At 69.6% G+C, this 17,609-nt stretch carries 15 protein-coding genes and 2 tRNA genes; 5 read left to right on the top strand and 12 right to left on the bottom strand.

Going from position 1 to position 17,609, the window contains the following annotated elements; genetic code table 11:
* The first annotated feature begins 53 nt into the window (after positions 1 to 53).
* Both AB0O48_RS24690 and AB0O48_RS24685 read left to right on the top strand, forming a co-directional pair.
* Positions 54 to 509 carry a hypothetical protein gene (locus AB0O48_RS24690; protein ID WP_365068584.1) on the top strand — a complete coding sequence of 152 codons (456 nt, stop codon included), beginning with the start codon at positions 54 to 56 and terminating at the stop codon, positions 507 to 509.
* 57 nt (positions 510 to 566) lie between these two features.
* Positions 567 to 938 (top strand): DUF6331 family protein, encoded by a 372-nt coding sequence (locus tag AB0O48_RS24685; RefSeq protein WP_365068582.1) that lies wholly within the window; start codon positions 567 to 569, stop codon positions 936 to 938.
* On the opposite strand, the gene AB0O48_RS24680 is transcribed toward AB0O48_RS24685, so the two are convergent.
* The gene (locus AB0O48_RS24680; protein WP_365068580.1) at positions 923 to 1,522 is read right to left on the bottom strand and encodes a hypothetical protein; all 600 of its coding nucleotides are present in this window, start codon (positions 1,520 to 1,522) and stop codon (positions 923 to 925) included. The two genes, AB0O48_RS24685 and AB0O48_RS24680, sit on opposite strands and share 16 nt — an antisense overlap.
* Before the next feature lie 243 nt (positions 1,523 to 1,765).
* Positions 1,766 to 1,972 carry a DUF397 domain-containing protein gene (locus AB0O48_RS24675; protein WP_365068578.1) on the bottom strand — a complete coding sequence of 69 codons (207 nt, stop codon included), beginning with the start codon at positions 1,970 to 1,972 and terminating at the stop codon, positions 1,766 to 1,768.
* Positions 1,973 to 2,646: 674 nt separating this feature from the next.
* Here AB0O48_RS24675 and AB0O48_RS24670 point away from each other — a divergent pair.
* Positions 2,647 to 3,207 (top strand): AAA family ATPase, encoded by a 561-nt coding sequence (locus AB0O48_RS24670; RefSeq protein WP_357244714.1) that lies wholly within the window; start codon positions 2,647 to 2,649, stop codon positions 3,205 to 3,207.
* A gap of 88 nt (positions 3,208 to 3,295) precedes the next feature.
* A complete protein-coding gene (locus AB0O48_RS24665; protein ID WP_365068575.1) occupies positions 3,296 to 3,730 on the top strand; it encodes a hypothetical protein in 435 nt (144 codons plus the stop codon).
* Positions 3,731 to 4,052: 322 nt separating this feature from the next.
* On the opposite strand, the gene AB0O48_RS24660 is transcribed toward AB0O48_RS24665, so the two are convergent.
* The 6 genes from AB0O48_RS24660 to AB0O48_RS24635 form a co-directional block, all read right to left on the bottom strand.
* A complete protein-coding gene (locus AB0O48_RS24660; protein WP_365068573.1) occupies positions 4,053 to 4,733 on the bottom strand; it encodes a hypothetical protein in 681 nt (226 codons plus the stop codon).
* 453 nt (positions 4,734 to 5,186) lie between these two features.
* Positions 5,187 to 5,789: an SMI1/KNR4 family protein gene (locus AB0O48_RS24655; protein WP_365068571.1), complete on the bottom strand. Its 603-nt coding sequence runs from the start codon at positions 5,787 to 5,789 to the stop codon at positions 5,187 to 5,189.
* A gap of 99 nt (positions 5,790 to 5,888) precedes the next feature.
* Positions 5,889 to 5,965 (bottom strand) — tRNA-Ile (locus AB0O48_RS24650).
* Positions 5,966 to 6,087: 122 nt separating this feature from the next.
* Positions 6,088 to 7,326, bottom strand: a complete 1,239-nt coding sequence (locus tag AB0O48_RS24645; RefSeq protein ID WP_365068569.1) for an NAD(P)/FAD-dependent oxidoreductase — start codon at positions 7,324 to 7,326, stop codon at positions 6,088 to 6,090.
* Entirely contained in the window at positions 7,316 to 9,433 is a 2,118-nt protein-coding gene (locus AB0O48_RS24640) for an MMPL family transporter (protein ID WP_365068567.1), read from the bottom strand. Before AB0O48_RS24640 ends, AB0O48_RS24645 begins: the two co-directional genes overlap by 11 nt.
* Before the next feature lie 294 nt (positions 9,434 to 9,727).
* Positions 9,728 to 9,800, bottom strand: a tRNA-Asn gene (locus AB0O48_RS24635).
* A gap of 293 nt (positions 9,801 to 10,093) precedes the next feature.
* Between AB0O48_RS24635 and AB0O48_RS24630 the strand changes: the two genes are divergently transcribed.
* Complete coding sequence (locus AB0O48_RS24630) at positions 10,094 to 10,501, top strand: hypothetical protein (RefSeq protein WP_357244700.1); 408 nt, start codon at positions 10,094 to 10,096, stop codon at positions 10,499 to 10,501.
* Between the two features lie 64 nt (positions 10,502 to 10,565).
* On the opposite strand, the gene AB0O48_RS24625 is transcribed toward AB0O48_RS24630, so the two are convergent.
* From AB0O48_RS24625 to AB0O48_RS24610, 4 genes are all read right to left on the bottom strand, one after another.
* The gene (locus AB0O48_RS24625; protein WP_112623875.1) at positions 10,566 to 11,573 is read right to left on the bottom strand and encodes a sugar phosphate isomerase/epimerase family protein; all 1,008 of its coding nucleotides are present in this window, start codon (positions 11,571 to 11,573) and stop codon (positions 10,566 to 10,568) included.
* A 210-nt stretch (positions 11,574 to 11,783) separates the two neighbouring features.
* Positions 11,784 to 12,287: an ATP-binding protein gene (locus AB0O48_RS24620; RefSeq protein WP_357571342.1), complete on the bottom strand. Its 504-nt coding sequence runs from the start codon at positions 12,285 to 12,287 to the stop codon at positions 11,784 to 11,786.
* A 233-nt stretch (positions 12,288 to 12,520) separates the two neighbouring features.
* Positions 12,521 to 14,629 (bottom strand): ThuA domain-containing protein, encoded by a 2,109-nt coding sequence (locus AB0O48_RS24615; RefSeq protein WP_357573048.1) that lies wholly within the window; start codon positions 14,627 to 14,629, stop codon positions 12,521 to 12,523.
* 75 nt (positions 14,630 to 14,704) lie between these two features.
* Positions 14,705 to 17,557: a PQQ-dependent sugar dehydrogenase gene (locus AB0O48_RS24610; protein WP_365068563.1), complete on the bottom strand. Its 2,853-nt coding sequence runs from the start codon at positions 17,555 to 17,557 to the stop codon at positions 14,705 to 14,707.
* Between the last annotated feature and the right edge of the window lie 52 nt (positions 17,558 to 17,609).

The following is a 17,609-nucleotide window of genomic DNA, read 5'->3' as shown; positions in this document are numbered from 1 at the left end:
CGAAGCGTGTCACCCCCTCCCGGTAGCCTGCCCGGCATACGACAGGGGGTCTGATGTCCGCGATCACGTCACTGACCGTGGTCCCCAGGGACAGCGTCACCGAGCTGGCCCGCCTGGCCGCCACATCGTCATCGTCGCTCCACTCGTACCTCGCGGAGCACGGGAGCCCGGCGCGCCAGGAGTACGACTGGTCCGGGTACTGCATGCTGTACGTCCTGACCTATCTGGAGGAGCGCGGGGTCGACCTACAGCAGTCGGAGTTCGATGCGGAGTCGAATGCCATCAACAGCGTGCTCGGTTTCACCGTGTTGATCACGCCAGCCCACCGGCAGTTCCTGGATCAGCTCGACCCCGGCAGGCACCGCGCGGAGGAGTTGACCGCCCATTTCGATGAGATGGGGATGGACTTCGAGGAGAGCGGCACGGCCGGTCTGGACGGGCTGTCGCTGTTGCGCGACAGCATTTCCGACCTCGGCGACGACCAGGTCCTGCTGCTGCACCTCGGCTGAGGGTGGCTCGATCAGGCACGTCACGGCCGTGGGTTGAGTCGATGCCAGCAACTGTGGTTGGCTGCCCGGCACCATCACGGCAGGCTCACGCGAGGGGGCGGCATGCGGGAAGTTTCGGTGGACATATCGCCGCCCCTGCGCGATTGCATCATCTTCTGCGAGGTGGAGTGTGTCCTCGGATGCTGCGGGATCGACGCCGTCTCCACCGATCCCGCACACATCGAGGAGTGGTGCCGTCGCGTCGGCTCGGCCACGGTCGCCGACGCGTGGCTTCACCTTGTCGAGCTGATCGAGGTGGTCGAGGACCGCTCCCAACTCGTCACGTCCACATTCTTGAACCACCGCACGCCCGACGACGCCGCGCGGCGTCGGTTGCTGGATTTCCTGGCCGCCTTCGAAGTGTGCCTGGCGGCCTACGACGCTTCGTGAGCAGTTGCGGACGCCGGAGTCCCGCGCGGCACGGCCAGGCGGTGGCCCAGCCGAAACCGGACTGCGAGGTCGTCGACAAGGTCGTCGACGTCACGCGAACCGTCGACGGACACCACCGGCAGGTGCAACTCGACGGCGTGGCGGCGGACTTCGGCGTCCCACAGCTCGTCGCGACCCAGTCGCAGCGCGAGCGCCTCGCTGTGGTCGCTGTCTCCCCAGTTCGCGTGGGCTCTCCTGGCGTCGGCGAACCGGAACCGCAGTGCCCGATCCCGAAAGCGCGGCGTGGGCAGCAGGAAGGCCGCCTGCTCCGGCCAGGTCAGCAGCGGAGCGACCTCGCCGGGCAGCGTACGGAAGTCGTCGACCACGACCGGACGCTCAGCGGGCATCGCGAGCAGGTCGTCGACCACGAACCCGAACGTCTCCCCGTGCAGGCTCGGCATCGACTCGAAGATCTCCTGGGCGCTACGGCTGTTCCAATTCCGCGCGGGCGTTGCGTGCAGCAACGCCCAGAGGTACGGCTGCTCGTGCGCGGTGCACCGGCTGACGTAGCTGCGCTCCGCGCGGTCGCCGTCGTAGATCAGCACGTCGTAGCGCGCGGCCAGGCATGGGCGAGAGTGCTCTTGCCTGACCCGGTGCCCCCGCCGAGCCACCGCACATGAGACAGACGGCGAGCGAGATCTACAGCTTGGTTGTCAGCGCCCATGCCACGAAAGACTGCCGACATCGCGGACGAAGAAACAGTCTTGTTCTTCCTGTGGCGGCAGGTGAGGATCAAGGAGAGGGAACCGTGACCCGCATGCCCTGAACCACGCCACCGTCCCGGTGGGTCAGGGGCGGCAGACGTTCCCCTTGATCGTGCCGACGAACGCGTCCCAGGCGGCGGGCGCGAAGCTCAGCATCCCGGCATCGGGCGACTTGGAGTCGCGGACATCGACCTGGACACGCCGGTCGCGCACCCGCTGCCGTGCAGCGCTGACCGCCGTGTTCGGCGCCGGACCCGGTGCGGCCGACGTGGCTCGGCTGGCCGCGACCATCGGATTGACGCGGTAGTGAAGAACCGCGGCTTCTGGCCCTGCCCTATCCTGAGTCGCGCTGCCGTCGCCAAAGCAACACGGCCGACACCAGGTAACCCACCCCGACGACCGCCCACAGTGCAGCAAATGCCCAACGCCATGGCGTGGGGTCTCCAATGGCCACGACCATCCACCCAATGGCCAGGAAGAGCCAGACGCCTCCCCTGACGAAAGCCTGCTTCGGCGTCTTTGTTGTCTGCCACCACGGATTCCTGGCTGGCTTCATCTGGAAGATCTTCGCATTCATCACGGTACCCCGCCGCCCTGACCAACCTCGGGACTGCGCGCTCGTGTTGATGACAGTGCATCCGATCATGGACATCCGGCGGGACGGTGCTCAACCCCGACGACACCCAGTGCGAACCATGGCCGGCGTCGGGATCGACGTGGTCGCGTACTCATTCGATCTTTTCTTCGGTCCTCGGGATGTCAGCGAGCGGCACCAGTCCGGAGGCAGCCGAGGCCCGGGCGGCGGCCGGGATCAGGCTCGCCCCTAGGCGGAGTATCAACAGACAGCCGAGCCTCGCTGAAGTCGCCGATCGGGTGTCCGCCGCGACGCTCTGGACGGCTGTCGTCGCGGTGCGGTATGTGGCGACAGTCGTCGTCGCCCTCGCCCGCCCGCGTTAATGTGCCCCGTGATCGTATGGCTCAACGGCACCCACGGCGTGGGCAAGACGACGACCAGTGCGCTCGTGCAGCAACTGATCCCGGATTCACGGGTATTCGACGCCGAGAAGGTCGGCGAGACACTCATGGACATCAGGCCGGGGCTGCCCGAGACGGACAACTTCCAGCACTGGCCGCCGTGGCGGCAGCTCGTCGTCGAGACCGCCCGCCGCGTGCTCGACTACACCGGCGGCACGCTGGTGATGCCGATGACCGTCCTGGTGGAGCAGTACTGGCGCGAAATCAGCGGGGGCCTCGCCCAGCACGCCGTACCGGTAAGGCACTTCGTCCTCCACGCTGACCAGGACACCCTCCGCAGGCGTATCGAGGGGGAACACCCCGTCCCCTCCCCGTTCCGCCTCACCTACCTTGAGCCCTACGCCGAGGCGGCCCGCACGTGGCTGCATGCCGAGGCCGAGGTCGTCGACACCACGCACCTCACGCCCGCCCAAGCAGCCCAGCAGATCGTCCTCCGAGCTACCGGGGGTAGCTCAGGCACTGTCCTGGCGAGACCTGAAGACTGCTACTGACGGTCGTCGCTGCGGCTGCGCGACCTGGCCCAGTTCGCTGCCGCCACGGCTGATGGCAACCCGAGCGGCCTCATGATCCAATGGCGCGGTGGAGCTGACCAAGCAGTTCAGTGAGCAGCAATACGCTCGGGCGTTGGAGTCATGGGCCTGGCTGGATCTCGCCGGCAAGGCTCCGCGGTTCACCTCACTGTTCGGCGACGTGTTCCTTGAGTCTGCCGACGGGTCGTGGTGGTTCCTCAACACCTTCGAAGGGCAGCTCGTACGGGGGTGGGACTCAGGCGCCGACCTGACCGCCGAATTGGACACCGAGGGTGGCCAGGACAGGTTCCTCCTGGGCCCCCTCGCCATGGCCGCATACCACCGGCGCGGGCTTCACCTGCACGCCAGCCAGATCTACGCCTACGCGCCACCGCCGATCGTCACGGGCAGTTTCGACGTCGATCGAATTGAGGCGTTCGACTTCGTCGCGGTGGTCAATACCGTCGGCCAGCTCCACGAGCAGCTACGGAACAATCCCAGCTAGGACGTCCGGCGAGCCCGTCGGGTGCGGCAGAGCCGCACGGGCTGCTCGACGCGGTTCGCCTGGGGTCGTCGGCAGCATGGCTGACCAGGGGAACTGCGTGGTGGGGCGGGCGGGACTCGAACCCGCGACCGAGGGATCATGAGATCAAGATGGGCGATCCGGTGAACTGGCATCGTGGGTTTCTACCAGCGGAAACACCTCTCGACATCTCTCACCACTCCCCCGCCGTCCGTCGGCCTCTTGCGGACTGGATGCGAACTGCCGGCGAGAGTCGCAGGCGACACCGGGTCACATTTCCCGGTCGCCTCGCTCTTGCACTGGGCTACGACCTACCGACGACCCCACCAACGTTGTCGTCCAGTGCCCCGGCCGCCGCGACTGCGCCAGAGTCGCGAGCACCCCTCCGCCGGGCACGGACGGCAAACACCAGGACCAAGACGGTGGCCATCGCGGCGGCGACCCAGACGGTCAGCCTGGCCGCATCCGCCACCGGGCTCTCCACTGGCGGTGGCAGCACGACCATATTGACGGCCGCACCGACGGGAGCGACGAGTGCCGCGAGCATCCCGACCGGGTCGGGACGGCGGATGGTGGCCCCAATCGCCCCGAGTGGCATTCCCAACACCAGGCTTGCGACCAACCAGAATGGCATCTGCCCCCACCCGAGGCCTTGATGGAACGGGAAGAGCATGGGCACGGCGTCGTAGACGATCGTGGCGTCGATGAGCGCGACGCATCCCGCCACCGCCCCGGCGAGCACCCCCACCACCGGTCGGAGATCCCTACTCACCAGCCAACCCACGGCCACAGCCATCGCTGCCCACGCCCAACCCGAGTCGAGGATCAGGCTGGCGAACTCCGCCGTCTGCGACCAGGTGCCCCGGTCCGCACGGGCTATGCCACCCTCACCCAGCAGCAGCGGCACACTGTTAACCACAGCCGCGGCGGCGCCCAACGCCGCACCGACGGCCAGGGTGACCGCCATCCCCCGAATCAATCGCATCCGATCACTCTAGGTTTGCCGTCAGCGGTCCGGCCGCCGTGCTGCGACCACGTAAGCCCCTCCTCTGCCTCAAGCCCATCTCCGTCGAAGATCCCCGCCGGAGGCATCGGTTCCGGTCCTTGGCGCAGTCTGCAATCGGCCGGCGCGCCGGCCGATGCCGGCGCTTGCGCCGCCAGCAGGCCGAGCGCGACCGGCGCGGCCCGCTTGCGGGCCGCCTTGATCTAATAGAGCGGAATTCGGCAGTCTGTGACGGCGGACCCGTGTCCCGTCACGGGAGATGCTTGACACTCGCGTCCCACCTGATGCCCGACATGATCCTCAAGACGGGCCGCGCAGGCCCTCACGGTCGGCGACCGGGGCGCACGCGGCAGGAGAGTGAGCCGCAGCGCACTTGGCGGACAGGAAGCTCTCCAATCAGATGGTGTGCGCCGACGGCCGGAATCGACGGGCTGCTCAGCAGAAGTGTCGCTCGCCGGCCAGAACGGCGTTCAGCCATCTTTCGTACCAGGAAAGGAAGTCTGGATCCTCAGTGAAGCGCGGCCCCTGCTTACCCGGGCAGGTTTCGACAACCCGCCCCCGGGCAGGGCCGCCGAGGACGAGAAGTGACAGGTCGCCGCAGCCCTGATGGCTGAGCGCCAACGTTCCGCGGTACGGCTCGTCGTCTTCGCCCGGCGCCGCCTCAACCAGCCAATCGTCGTACACCCGGCCGGGCTCGGCCGGGAACGGCCTGGCCAACATGGTGACGTCGGGGTCGCCCAGCAGCGCCCACTCCCAGTCCTCGATGGAGAACAGGCCATAGAAAGGCCCGGCTCCACCGAACTGGCCGGGTCCTCCATGCCCGACCGTGGTGATGAAGCCGCGATAGTCGGGCGGCAGCGTAACCCCGTGACGCTTCTCGAAGCCGACGACCGCATCTTCCGACAGCACTGGCCCGATCCGGAAACGGTGGGAATCGGCACCGAACATGACCGGCTCGCCGGGCAACGACGCCGTGACCGCCAACTTCGACGCCACCCGCGCCAGCCGCGCTGACAAGTCATCACGCCTGTCCGCCATGCCAGTAGTCAACCAGCACGGCTTGCGGGCGGCTCTCCCAGCCACATCACCCAGCCACGCCAAGACCGGGGACATGCACTCAGTCGTCATGTGAGTGCGTGGTGGGGCGGGCGGGACTCGAACCCGCGACCGAGGGATTATGAGTCCCCTGCTCTAACCGGCTGAGCTACCGCCCCGAAACACCGCGCCGGATCTTATCCCGCTCGGCGATCAGCAGCCAGCACCGTGCCGGCCGGTGCCCACGCCTGCGCCAGCACGATGGGCTACAGGAATATAACAGCGTGCTCGGGTACGCCGGTCAGCCGGCGCGCAGCTCCTCGAGCACCGCGCCGGCCGTGCGCCAGCCGCTGGCGAGAGCGCCCTGGATCGATGGGCTGTCCCGGTGGTCACCGGCCACGAAGAGGCCCTCCCCCAACGACACGGGCTTGCGCAGCCGTCCCTGCGGTGGCGGTGCGGCGGGCAGCGCCTGCGGCACGGCCACGGTGGTGAGGTGGGTCCAGTCGGCGGTGGATCGGCCGTACAGCCGGGTCAACTCGGCCCGGATGGCCGGCTCGGGTGGCGCGGTCGGGCCGACCACCGAGGTGGCCACGAGGTGCCGCCCGGCGGGCGCGTACGTCGGCGCGGCGTTGCTGAGCACCACCGTGTTCGCCACGATCTCCCGTCGGTCGCCGTCGACGAGCAGGATCGGTTCGGTGAGCGGCGGTTCCGGTGCGCTGTGGTAGTAGGTGGTGTAGCTGTGCATGCGTACCGTCGCCAGGGCCGGCAGCAGCGCGGGCGCGGCGGGCGGGTCGACGGCGACCACGACGGCCCGGCAGGTGATGTCGCCGGCCTGGGTGCCGACCCGGCCGGGCGCGACCTGCGCGACCGGGGTGTCCAGGTCGAGCAGGTCGGCGGGGAGCGGGTCGGCGATGGCCCTGGGCAGCGCGGCCATGCCCTCGGCGGGCAGGCCGATGCGGCCGCGGGCGAAGGAGCGCAACACCATCGCGAGGACGTGGCTGGAGGTGGCCAGCTCCCGGTCGATGAACACACCGGACAGGAACGGCCGCAACAGTTCCTCGATGATCGCGTCGGACAGGCCCGCCCGGCGCAGCGCCGTCTCGGCGCTGGTCTCCGGGGCGCTGAGCAGCCGGGACACCGGCAGGGTGGCGCAGCCGGTCGCGAGCGCGGCGAAGCGCAGCCGGTCGAGCAGGGTGCCGATTCCGGCGAGCGCGGTGCCGGGGGCGCCGGTCGGCTCCCGCACCGGGTTGACCAGCCGCAGCAGGTCGTCGCCCTTGCGCACCAGCACGCCGGAGGTGAAGTACCCGAGGTGCAGCCGATCGGTGTCGAGCAGCGTGCCGAGCTGCGGGTAGGCGGTGTTGAGCACCTGGAAGCCCCGGTCGATGAGGTAGCCGTCGACGACGTCGGTGGCGACCCGGCCGCCGAGTCGGCCGCTGGCCTCCAGCAGCCGCCAGGGCACGCCGGCGCGGTGCAGCCGGCGGGCGGCGGCGAGGCCGGCGAGGCCACCGCCGACGATGACCACGTCCGTCTCAGCCAGCATCGCGCGCCTCCCGCTCACCGTTCGTCCGGGACAACCGGCCCGGCCACCAGATCTTCGGCCCGATGTCGTACGCGAGCGCGGGCACCAGCAGCGACCGGACGATGATCGTGTCGATCAGTACCCCGATCGCGACCGCCGTACCCAACTCGACGAGGATCACCAGCGGCAGGACGGCGAGGGCGGAGAAGGTCGCGGCGAGCACGATGCCGGCGGAGGTGATCACGCCGCCGGTGACGGCGAGACCGGCCAGCACCCCGGCGCGGGTGCCGCGCTTGAGCGACTCCTCCCGGACCCGGCTCATCAGGAAGATGTTGTAGTCGATGCCGAGGGCGACCAGGAAGACGAACGCGAACAGCGGGAACGACGAGTCCACCCCGGGGAAGTCGAACACGTGCCGGAACAGCAGCGCGCAGAGGCCGAGGGTGGCCGCGAAACTGAGCAGCACGGTGCCGATCAGCAGCAGCGGGGCGAGCAGCGCTCGCAGCAGCAGGGCCAGGATGACCGCGATGACCACCAGCACCACCGGGATGATGACGTTCTGGTCGCGCTTCGCGGCGTCGGAGGTGTCCACGTTGATCGCCGTGAAGCCGCCGACCACCGCGTCCGCGCCGGGCACCTGGTGTACGGCCACCCGCAGCTCCCGGATGGTCCGCTCGGCCCCGTCGCTGTCGGGTGGGTCGGCCAGGGTGGCCTCCAGTTGCACCCGTCCGTCGACGACCTTGGGGGCGGCGTTCGGGTTGGGTGGGCCGGTCTGTGGGCCGGCGGTGCGGGGGCGGACGTCGGCGACGCCGGGTACGCCCTGCGCCACCTGGGCGACCTGCCGGGCGGTCCGCTCGGTGGTGAAGATGGTGGCGGGGCTGCCCGTGCCGGCCGGGAAGTGCCGGGAGATCACCTCCTGTCCGTCCACCGAGTCGGTGCGCTGGGTGAACAGGTCGGACTGCCCGAGCGTGGTGGCACCGAGCTGGGTGAGCCCCAACGTGAGGACGGCGAGCACGACTGCGGTGCTCAGCCAGATCGGTCGGGCGTGGCGGGCCACGAAGCCGGCGACGCGGCTCCAGATGCCGTGCTCGGCGCGCGGGTCGGCCTGGTCCTCCCGGGGCCGTCGCGGCCAGAACGCCCACCGGCCGCCGAGCACCAGCAGCGCGGGCAGGAAGGTGAGCATCACCAACAGGGTGGCGGCGATGCCGATGGCGGCGACCGGGCCGAGCGCCCGGTTGGAGTTGAGGCTCGACAGCAGCAGGCAGAGCAGGCTGACGATGACGGTACCGCCGGAGGCGATGATGGCGGGCGCGGCGCCCTTCCACGCGGTCCGCATGGCGTCCCACGGTCGGGCGTGGCGGTGCAACTCCTCCCGGTAGCGGGCGATCAGCAGCAGCGCGTAGTCGGTGCCGGCACCGAAGACCAGCACGGTGAGGATGCCCTGCGCCTGCCCGTTGAGCTTCACCACGTCGGCGTCGGCGAGCAGGTAGACGAAGACCGAGGCCAGGGCGTACGACATGCCGGCGGCGAGCAGCGGAAAGACCCAGAGCACCGGGCTGCGGTAGACCACCAACAGGATGATCAGCACCACCACCAGGGTGACCAGCAGCAGTGGCCCGTCGATGGCGGAGAAGACCTTGATCAGGTCGGCGAGGAGGCCGGCGGGCCCGGAGACGTCCACGGTGAGCCCGTCCCGGTCCCCGCCGGTGATGTCGCGGAGCTGGTCGACGACCGAGCCGATCTCCTCCCCCTCGGCGTCGTCCACCGGTACGACGACCTGGAGGGCCTGGCCGTCCTGGCTCGGGATGGGTGGGGGCAATGGGGTGAGCACGCCGGGCACCTGGGCGAACCGGGCGGCGTCGGCGCTGACCCGCTGCCGGTCGGCGTCGGTGATCCCGGTCGGCCGTTCGTAGACGACAAGCGCCGGAATGGTCTGCCTGTCGACGAAGTCGCCGGTGAGGTCCTGGGCGCGGGTCGCCTCGGCGTCGGCGGGCAGGAAGGCGGCGTTGTCGTTGGTGGCGACCTCGCTGAGCCGCCCGGCGTACGGCCCGGCCACGCCGCCGATCACCAGCCAGGCCAGCACGACCGCCACCGCGATCAGCGTGGCCCTGCCGCCACGTCCGGACATCCGCACTCACCCCAGGGGTCGACGCATCAATCGACGCAGCGAAAGCCTCAGTCGACATCGACCATCCTGCCGGCCACGGAGGCCCCTAGCGGGCCAAACCCCTCATTCCGCCCCGCACCCCGCACCAAGATCGGCGCAACTTCGGGGATGTTGCTGCCTCAGGCACGCGGGAGGCAGCAACATCCCCGAAGTTGCTGTCTCGAACGCCGACCCCTGCGCACAGGCGGAGAGGGCGAAGGGTGGTACGAAGAGAACGCCCGCCGGCATCAGGCCGACGGGCGTTGGGTGGAGAAGCTCCCCCGATTGGACTCGAACCAATAACCTGCCGGTTAACAGCCGGCTGCTCTGCCAATTGAGCTACAGGGGATCGTGCACCGCGCGCCCCGGATCACCCCGGTGCCGTGCGACGGGAAAAGAATACAGGACATCCCCCGGTTGCGGTCCAGTGGGTTCCGCCGCACCCGCCGATGATCAAGGTGCACAGGTCACGGCCCGCGACGCATTGACAATCGGGGTAAATCGCCATCCCGGCACAAGCATGCTTGAGCGGAGAGCAGGATGGGTAGTTAGCTGCGGACAGAGGACGCAGGCGCGAACAGGTCGCCTTCCGACGGGGCAACTCGCCGGGGCGACGGCGCGTCAGGTACGGAAGGAGCCGCCATGCGCGGAAAGATCATGTTTCTTGGCGGGCTGGCTGCGGGATTCGTCCTGGGCGCCCGTGCCGGCCGGGAAAAGTACGAGGAGCTCGTTGTTCGGGGCCGCAAGGTGCTCGACCACCCGACCGTCCAGGAGGCGGCCGGGGTCGCGCAGGCCCAGGCCAACAAGCTCTACAGCGAGGGCAAGGACAAGCTCGGCCAGACCAAACTGGGCGAGAAGCTGGGCACCGGTAACGGCAGCACCGGTACGCAGGAGCTGACCGCCGCCGACGACGCGTTCGCCGGCACGCCCGCCACCGTGGGCGCCAAGGCGGGCACCAGCACGGTCGGCACGACCTCCGGGTCGCCGTCGTCCACCAACAACCCCCGCACCAAGCCGTCCGGCTCGGGCACGAACGCCAGCACGCTCTGACCAATCGCACGTCGACGGGCCGGTCGCCGCAGGGCGACCGGCCCGTGGTCTGTCCGACGTGCGGTCAGTCCTTGCTGCTGAACGCCGCGTCGAAGGCCGCGCTCGGTGCGTCGAAGGCCAGCCGGCGGACGAACTGCAACGCCTCCGGGGCGCCGACCAGCCGGTCCATACCGGCGTCTTCCCACTCGACCGAGATCGGGCCGGTGTAGCCGATCGCGTTCAACGCGCGGAAGCAGTCCTCCCAGGGCACGTCGCCGTGGCCGGTGGAGACGAAGTCCCACCCGCGGCGCAGGTCGGCCCAGGGCAGGTGCGAGGCGAGCCGGCCACGCCGGCCGTCGCCGGTGCGCACCTTCGCGTCCTTGCAGTCCACGTGGTAGATCCGGTCGGCGAAGTCGAAGATGAAGTTCACCGGGTCCAGTTCCTGCCAGACGAAGTGCGACGGATCCCAGTTCAGCCCGAACGCGGGCCGGTTGCCGATCGCCTCGAGCGTCCGCTTGGTCGTCCAGTAGTCGTACGCGATCTCGCTGGGGTGGACCTCGTGCGCGAACCGCACCCCGACCTCGTCGAACACGTCGAGGATCGGGTTCCACCGGTCGGCGAAGTCCTGGTAGCCGCGCTCGATCATCGCCGGCGGCACCGGCGGGAACATCGCCAGGGTGTGCCAGATCGACGAGCCGGTGAAGCCGACGACGGTCTTCACTCCGAGCTTCGCCGCCGCCCGCGCGGTGTCCTTGATCTCCTCGGCGGCCCGCTGACGAACCCCTTCGGGCTCCCCGTCGCCCCAGATCCGGCCCGGCAGGATGTCCTGGTGCCGCTCGTCGATCGGGTGGTCGCAGACCGCCTGACCAACGAGGTGGTTGGAGATCGTGAAGACCTCAAGGTTGTGCTTCGCGAGGGTCTCCCGCTTGCGCTCGACGTACGAGTCGTCGGCGAGCGCCTTGTCGACCTCGAAGTGGTCGCCCCAGCAGGCGATCTCCAGACCGTCGTAGCCCCACTCGGAGGCGAGCCGGCAGACCTCCTCGAAAGGCAGGTCGGCCCACTGGCCGGTGAAGAGCGTGATGGGTCGCGCCATTGTTCATCTCCCCTGTTGTCATGGGGGATTCCAGGTGCGGACCGGGGCGAGGGTGACCGGACGTACGCGGCACCGAGCGGTCACCGGTGGGTGCGGACGCACCTGGGCCCGGCGGGTTGCGCCTCCCACCGGGTCACCGGCCACCAGCACGGTCGCCGCCCCCACCCTATTTCCGTGGCACCCGATTGCGAAAGCCCTGCGGGGCGATCATCATTCGGCCAGTTCCTCGGGCGCCGGCAGGGCGGCCCGTACGGTGAAGCCGCCACCGGCGCGCGGGCCAGCGGACAACGTGCCGCCGAGGCGTTCCGCGCGCCTGCGTACCCCGAGCAGACCCCGCCCGGCGTCCTGGCTGCCACCGCCGGACGGCAGGGGGCCGGCACCCTCGTCGCGGACCTCGATGGTGATGCCCGTGGCGTCGTAGCGCAGGCGGACCGCGACCGGCGCGCCGGGAGCGTGCCGGCCCGCGTTCGTCAACGATTCCTCGATGATCCGGTACGCCACCGCGTCGACCGGTCCCGGCAGCGGCCGGGGTTGACCGGCCAGGCTCCACCGCACCGGCTGAGCGGCGGCGAAGCCCTCCACCAGCGCGTCGAGGCGGTTCAGACTGCCCGTCGGATCGAACGGGTCGTCCAGCTCCTCCGGGCGCCGAAGCGCACCGCGCAGCCGATGCCCCTGCTCCAGCACCATCCCGCGCCACTGCGCGAACCGCCCCATGCAGGTCAAGGTACGGCAGTCGGCTGTGCGCCGGTCTCCCGCGTCACCGGAACGCGCACACCCCACCCGACCCCACCCGACGCCGCGCCGATCTTGCACTTTGTGTCGCCGAAAAGTTGGCATTGTGGGCATAGGTCCCGACAGAAAGTGCAAGATCGGTGCCGTGGGAGTGGCGCGGCGCGGCGCGGGAGGGGCCGACGCCTGTGGGCGTCGGCCCCTCCCGTTCTAGCTGGTTAGGGCAGGGTCCACTTCTGGTTCGCCGCGCCTAGGCAGGTCCAGAGGTGTACGGCGGTGCTGTCCGCCGAGTTGTTTCCGGAGACGTCGAGGCACTTGCCCGACGACGGGTTGCGCAGGCTGCTGTCGGAGGACTGGGCCGCCCAGTTCTGCGCAGCGCTGCCGTTGCAGGTCCAGAGCTGGATCTTGGTGCCGTTGGCGGTGGCACCACCGTTGACGTCCAGGCACTTGCCGAGCGCCTTGATGGTCGAGCCGGACACGGTCCAGTTCTGTGCCGTGCCGCCGTTGCAGGTGTAGAGCTGGATCTGGGTGCCGTCGGCGGTACCGCCGCCGCGCACGTCCAGGCACTTGCCCGCCAGGCCCTTGATCGGGCCGACGCCGGGGGTGCCGCCGCCGCCCTTGACCAGGGTGAAGTCGTCCAGGTCGAAGAGCCCCGTGCCGCTACCGGTGAAGGTGAGGTAGAGGTTCTGGGTGCTGGACGGGACGTTGGAGAGCGCGGTGGTGACGTTGGCGTACGTGGACCAGCTGCCGGTGTTGGGCACCGCGACGGTGCCGAGCACCGGGCCGGTGGCCGAGCCGGTACGCACCTGGATGGCGCCACCCGCCCCGCCGGAGACGACCCGGGCCGTGAACGAGGTGACCCCGGTCAGGTTGACCCCGTTGTACGCGGCCCAGTCACCCGGCTCGATGTAGCCGAGGGTCTGCCCACCGTTGGCGCCCTCCTTGGTGAACGCGGAGACGCCGTTGGCCGAGCTGAACGCCTCGGCCTGGATCGTGCCGGTGGGCGTCGGGGTGGTGCCCAGCTCCTTGATCCGGATGTTGCGGAACGCGACGTCGTCACCGGTACCGTGGTTCTGGATGCCGATGTGGCCGGCGAGTGAGCGGACCGGGTCGGTGTTGGTGAAGTCGTTGATCTTCACCCCGTTGAGCAGGACCTGTAGCCGCTCGCCCTCGACCAGCAGCTCGTAGGTGTTCCACTCCCCCGGCGCGTTCAGCGCCGCGTCACGGGCCGCGGTGTCGGCGGCCTTGTACGTGTAGACCGCGCCGGTGGTGCGGTCGACCGCGTCGGTGGCGTCGATCTGGACCTCGTAGCCGTTGTTGATCGCCGACTGCGGGTCACTCGACGGCGGGAAGCCGATGAAGATGCCGGAGTTGTCGTCCCCGGCCATCTTCCAGTCGAGCTTCAGCGAGTAGTTGGTGAACTGCTTGGCGTTGTACCAGAACAACCCCATGCCGCCCACCGAGGTCAGGGTGGCGTCGGAGTTGGCGAAGTTACCCGGGCCGGCCTGCGACCAGCCGGTCGTCGAGCCGTTGTAGAGCGGGGTGTAACCGGTCTCCGGCCGGCAGTCGGCCTTGCTCCGACCGGAGGCGTACCGGATGCCACCGAGCAGGTGGGTCCGGAACGCCGGCTCCGCGTACGACGCCTGGGTGTGCCCGGCCCCGGTGTAGAAGGACCGGCCGCCGTTGTAGCTCTTGCACCAGCTCAACGGGTGGTCGGCGCCCATGCCGCCGCCGGAGTACGAGGACTCGTCGAGCGTGGCGAGCACGTGGGCGGTCGAGCGGGCGTTGGTCCGGTAGTTGTACCACTCGTCGGTGCGGGTCCAGGTCTGCGGCAGGTGGCCGGTCGCGGCGTGCCCCCGGTCCTCCACCTTGACGTTGGCCTGCTGGATCGCCGGGTGCGAGGCGAACCACGCGCCCACCAGGTTGCCGTAGAACGGCCAGTCGTACTCGGTGTCCGAGGCCGCGTGCACGCCCACGTAACCGCGACCGGAGGCGATGTACGACTCGAAGGCGGTCTGCTGGCTGGCGTTCAGCACGTCGCCGGTGGTGTTGAGGAAGACGACCGCCTCGTACTGGGCGAGGTTGGCGGTGGTGAACGTGTTCGCGTCCTCCGTGGCGGTGACCGTGAAGTTGTTCGCCGCGCCCAGGTCCCGGATGGTCTGGATGCCGACCGGGATCGCGTCGTGCCGGAACCCGGCGGTCTTGGAGAAGACCAGCACGTCGTACGGGGCGTCGGCGGCGCTGGCCGGGCTGGCCGGGGTGGTGCAGGCGATGACGGCGAGTGCGGCCAGGGCCGCACCGAGGACGGGTCGCAGGCGTCTGCGCATATCGCTCTCCTAACTGTGGTTAGGAAGGGCCCCTCGCCCTACCGTAGGCGGTGACGAGGGGCCCCACCACTCAGCTCAGGGCAGGATCCACTTTTGGTTGGCCGCGCCGAGGCAGGTCCACAGGTGGACCGCCGTGCTGTCGGCGGAGCTGTTGCCGGAGACGTCGAGGCACTTGCTCGACGCCGCGTTGCGTAGCGTGCCGTCGGCCTGGGCGGCCCAGTTCTGCGCGCCGGTCCCGTTGCAGGTGTACAGCTGGATCTTGGTGCCGTCGGCGGTGCCGGCGCCGGCGACGTCCAGGCACTTACCCAACGACTTGATCGTGGAGTTCGGCGTGACCGCCCAGGTCTGCGCCGCACTGCCGTTGCAGGTGTAGATCTGGATCTGCGTGCCGTCGGCGGAGGACGCGTTGCGGACGTCCAGGCACTTGCCACCCAGGCCCTTGATCGGGCCACTGCCGCTGGTGGCGGTGCCGGTGACGAACGTGAACGCGTCCAGGTCGTAGAGCGCCCCGGTGCCCGACCCGGCGAAGGTCAGGTACAGCGTGGTCGTACCGGTCGGTGGGCTGGTGATCGTGCCGGTCACGGTGGCGAAGGTTTCCCAGCCGCCGGTCACCGGGACCGTGGCCGAGCCGAGCACCGTGCCGGTGGCCGAGCCGGCCCGGACCTGGAGGGTGCCACCGGCACCCGCCGAGGAGACCCGGGCGGTGAACGAGGTCACGTTGCCCAGCCGGTACGGCTGGAACGCGATCCAGTCGCCGTTGTTGATGTCACCGACGGTCTTGCCGCCCTCGGCCGTGGCCTTGCTGAACACGTTGACCCCGGACGAGGTGCCGAAGAACTCGGCCTGCCGGTGCCGCGGCGGCAGCGTGTGCTGGGTGTGCGTGGTCAGGCCACCGGCATCGGTGTACTCGGCGTCGAAGATCGCGAAGATGTTCGCCGCGTCGTCGTGCTCACCGTCGACCGGGATGGTGATCGAGCCGGAGCACCCGGTCTTCGAGGTGATCTGGTGCCCGTGCTGGTCGTGCCCGAGCACGTAGGTCATCTTGACCTTCGTGCAGTCGATCGTGCCGTCCTCCGGGTCGGTGACCGTGATGCTGTAGGGCACCGTGTCACCGAAGCTGAACAGTTGGCCGTTGCCGGGGTTGTTGATGGTGACCGTGGGCGCGGTGTTGCCGACACTGATCCGTACGCTGCTGCTGCCGGTGGCGCCCTGCGGGTCCCGCACGGTCAGCGTGGCGGTGTAGGTGCCGTTCGTGGAGTACGTCTTCGTCGGGTTGGCGGCGGTCGAGCTGGTCCCGTCACCGAAGGCCCACGAGTACGTCAGCGTGCCGCCCTCGGGGTCGGACGAGCCCGCCGAGGAGAACGTCACCGCGAGCGGTGCCGCACCGGAGGTCCGGTTGGCGTTGGCGACCGCGGTCGGTGCCCGGTTCCCGCTGCCGACGTAGTCGAAGCGGTAGAGCGCCGAGTTGGCGTCGCCGTTGAAGTAGCCGGTGCCGTAGTCGAGCACGTAGTACGCGCCGTCCGGGCCGAACGCCGAGTCCATCACCTGCTTGCCGACCCAGGGGAAGGTGTCGATGGCACCCCGGGAGCCGTCGGAGTTGACGTGGATCGGCTTGATCCAGCCCCGGCCGAACTCGGTGGCGAAGAACTGCCCGTCGAACGACTGCGGGAACTTGGTGGTGGAGGTCGACGAGGCGTTGTACCGGTAGACCGGGCCACCCATCGGCGACTCGGAGCCGCCGCCGAACTCGGTCGGGGTGCCGGCGTCGCCCGCGTACCGGATCCAGGCGGGCTGGGCCGGCGGCAGGGTGGTCAGGCCGGTGTTGCGGAACGAGTTGTTCGTCGGCCCGCTGGCGCAGTTGTACTTCGCCCCGCTGGCGTTGCTGGCGAAGTCCCACTCGTTGTACGTCTCGGTGGAGGTGTTGGTGCCGGTGCAGTACGGCCAGCCGTAGTTGCCCGGCGCGGCGACCCGGTTGAACTCCACCTGGCCGGACGGCCCGCGGGTGGAGCTGGTGGTGCCGGCGTCCGGCCCGTAGTCACCGACGTAGACGACTCCGGTGGCCTTGTCCACGCTGATCCGGAACGGGTTGCGGAACCCCATCGCGTAGATCTCCGGCCGGGTCCTGGCCGTGCCGGGCGCGAACAGGTTGCCCGAGGGGATGGAGTACGAGCCGTTGGCGTTCACCTTGATCCGCAGGATCTTGCCGCGCAGGTCGTTGGTGTTGCCGGCGCTGCGCTGCGCGTCGTACCCCGGGTTGCGGTTGGTCCGCTCGTCCAGCGGCGAGTAGCCGGCGGACTCGAACGGGTTGGTGTCGTCACCCGTGGACAGGAAGAGGTTGCCGGCGGCGTCGAAGTCGATGTCGCCACCGACGTGGCAGCACAGCCCACGGTCGGCCGGCACGTCGAGCACGTCGACCTTGCTCGACTGGTTGATCGTGAAGTCGGCGTTGAGGGTGAACCGGGAGAGGCGGTTCACTCCCTGCCAGGCGGAGAAGTCGGTGCCGGTGGCCGGCGCGTCGCCGCCGGGGGTGGAGAGGGGCGGCGCGTAGTAGAGGAAGATCTGCCGGTTGCTGGCGAAGTTGGGGTCGACCCCGACGCCCTGCAACCCCTCCTCGTCGTGGTTGTAGACCGGCAGGGTGCCGACCACTGAGGTGGTGCCGCTCGCGTCGGTGCGGCGCAGGGTGCCGTTGCGGGCGGTGTGCAGGACCGAGCGGTCCGGCAGCACGGCCAGCGACATCGGCTCACCCATGTCGGTGACGCCGCGGGCGAGTTCGACCTGCTGGAAGTCGGTGGCGACGATTGTGTGCGCCTGCGCGGGGGCCGAGCCGGCGGCGAATGCGACAGTGCCGGCGGCGACCGCCAGCAGCAGCGCCGATCCGGCGGAGGACCATCGTCGAGATCGATGGTGTGGAGCGTCCTTGATGGACATGTGTGCTGCCCCTTCCTGACGAGTGACTGCCAGGCGGGCGCGCGCCGTCGCG

Source organism: Micromonospora sp. NPDC085948 (assembly GCF_040686315.1).
Taxonomy (GTDB): Bacteria; Actinomycetota; Actinomycetes; order Mycobacteriales; family Micromonosporaceae; genus Micromonospora.
This window is presented reverse-complemented; position numbering and strand designations above follow the sequence as displayed.

Excerpts from the sequence above, each read along its gene's own strand:
- AB0O48_RS24690 (WP_365068584.1), top strand. The coding sequence starts at position 54 with ATGTCCGCGATCACGTCACTGACCGTGGTCCCCAGGGACAGCGTCACC.
- AB0O48_RS24675 (WP_365068578.1), bottom strand. The coding sequence starts at position 1,972 with ATGGTCGCGGCCAGCCGAGCCACGTCGGCCGCACCGGGTCCGGCGCCG.
- AB0O48_RS24660 (WP_365068573.1), bottom strand. The coding sequence starts at position 4,733 with ATGCGATTGATTCGGGGGATGGCGGTCACCCTGGCCGTCGGTGCGGCG.
- AB0O48_RS24655 (WP_365068571.1), bottom strand. The coding sequence starts at position 5,789 with ATGGCGGACAGGCGTGATGACTTGTCAGCGCGGCTGGCGCGGGTGGCG.
- AB0O48_RS24645 (WP_365068569.1), bottom strand. The coding sequence starts at position 7,326 with ATGCTGGCTGAGACGGACGTGGTCATCGTCGGCGGTGGCCTCGCCGGC.
- AB0O48_RS24640 (WP_365068567.1), bottom strand. The coding sequence starts at position 9,433 with ATGTCCGGACGTGGCGGCAGGGCCACGCTGATCGCGGTGGCGGTCGTG.
- AB0O48_RS24630 (WP_357244700.1), top strand. The coding sequence starts at position 10,094 with ATGCGCGGAAAGATCATGTTTCTTGGCGGGCTGGCTGCGGGATTCGTC.
- AB0O48_RS24625 (WP_112623875.1), bottom strand. The coding sequence starts at position 11,573 with ATGGCGCGACCCATCACGCTCTTCACCGGCCAGTGGGCCGACCTGCCT.
- AB0O48_RS24620 (WP_357571342.1), bottom strand. The coding sequence starts at position 12,287 with ATGGGGCGGTTCGCGCAGTGGCGCGGGATGGTGCTGGAGCAGGGGCAT.
- AB0O48_RS24615 (WP_357573048.1), bottom strand. The coding sequence starts at position 14,629 with ATGCGCAGACGCCTGCGACCCGTCCTCGGTGCGGCCCTGGCCGCACTC.
- AB0O48_RS24610 (WP_365068563.1), bottom strand. The coding sequence starts at position 17,557 with ATGTCCATCAAGGACGCTCCACACCATCGATCTCGACGATGGTCCTCC.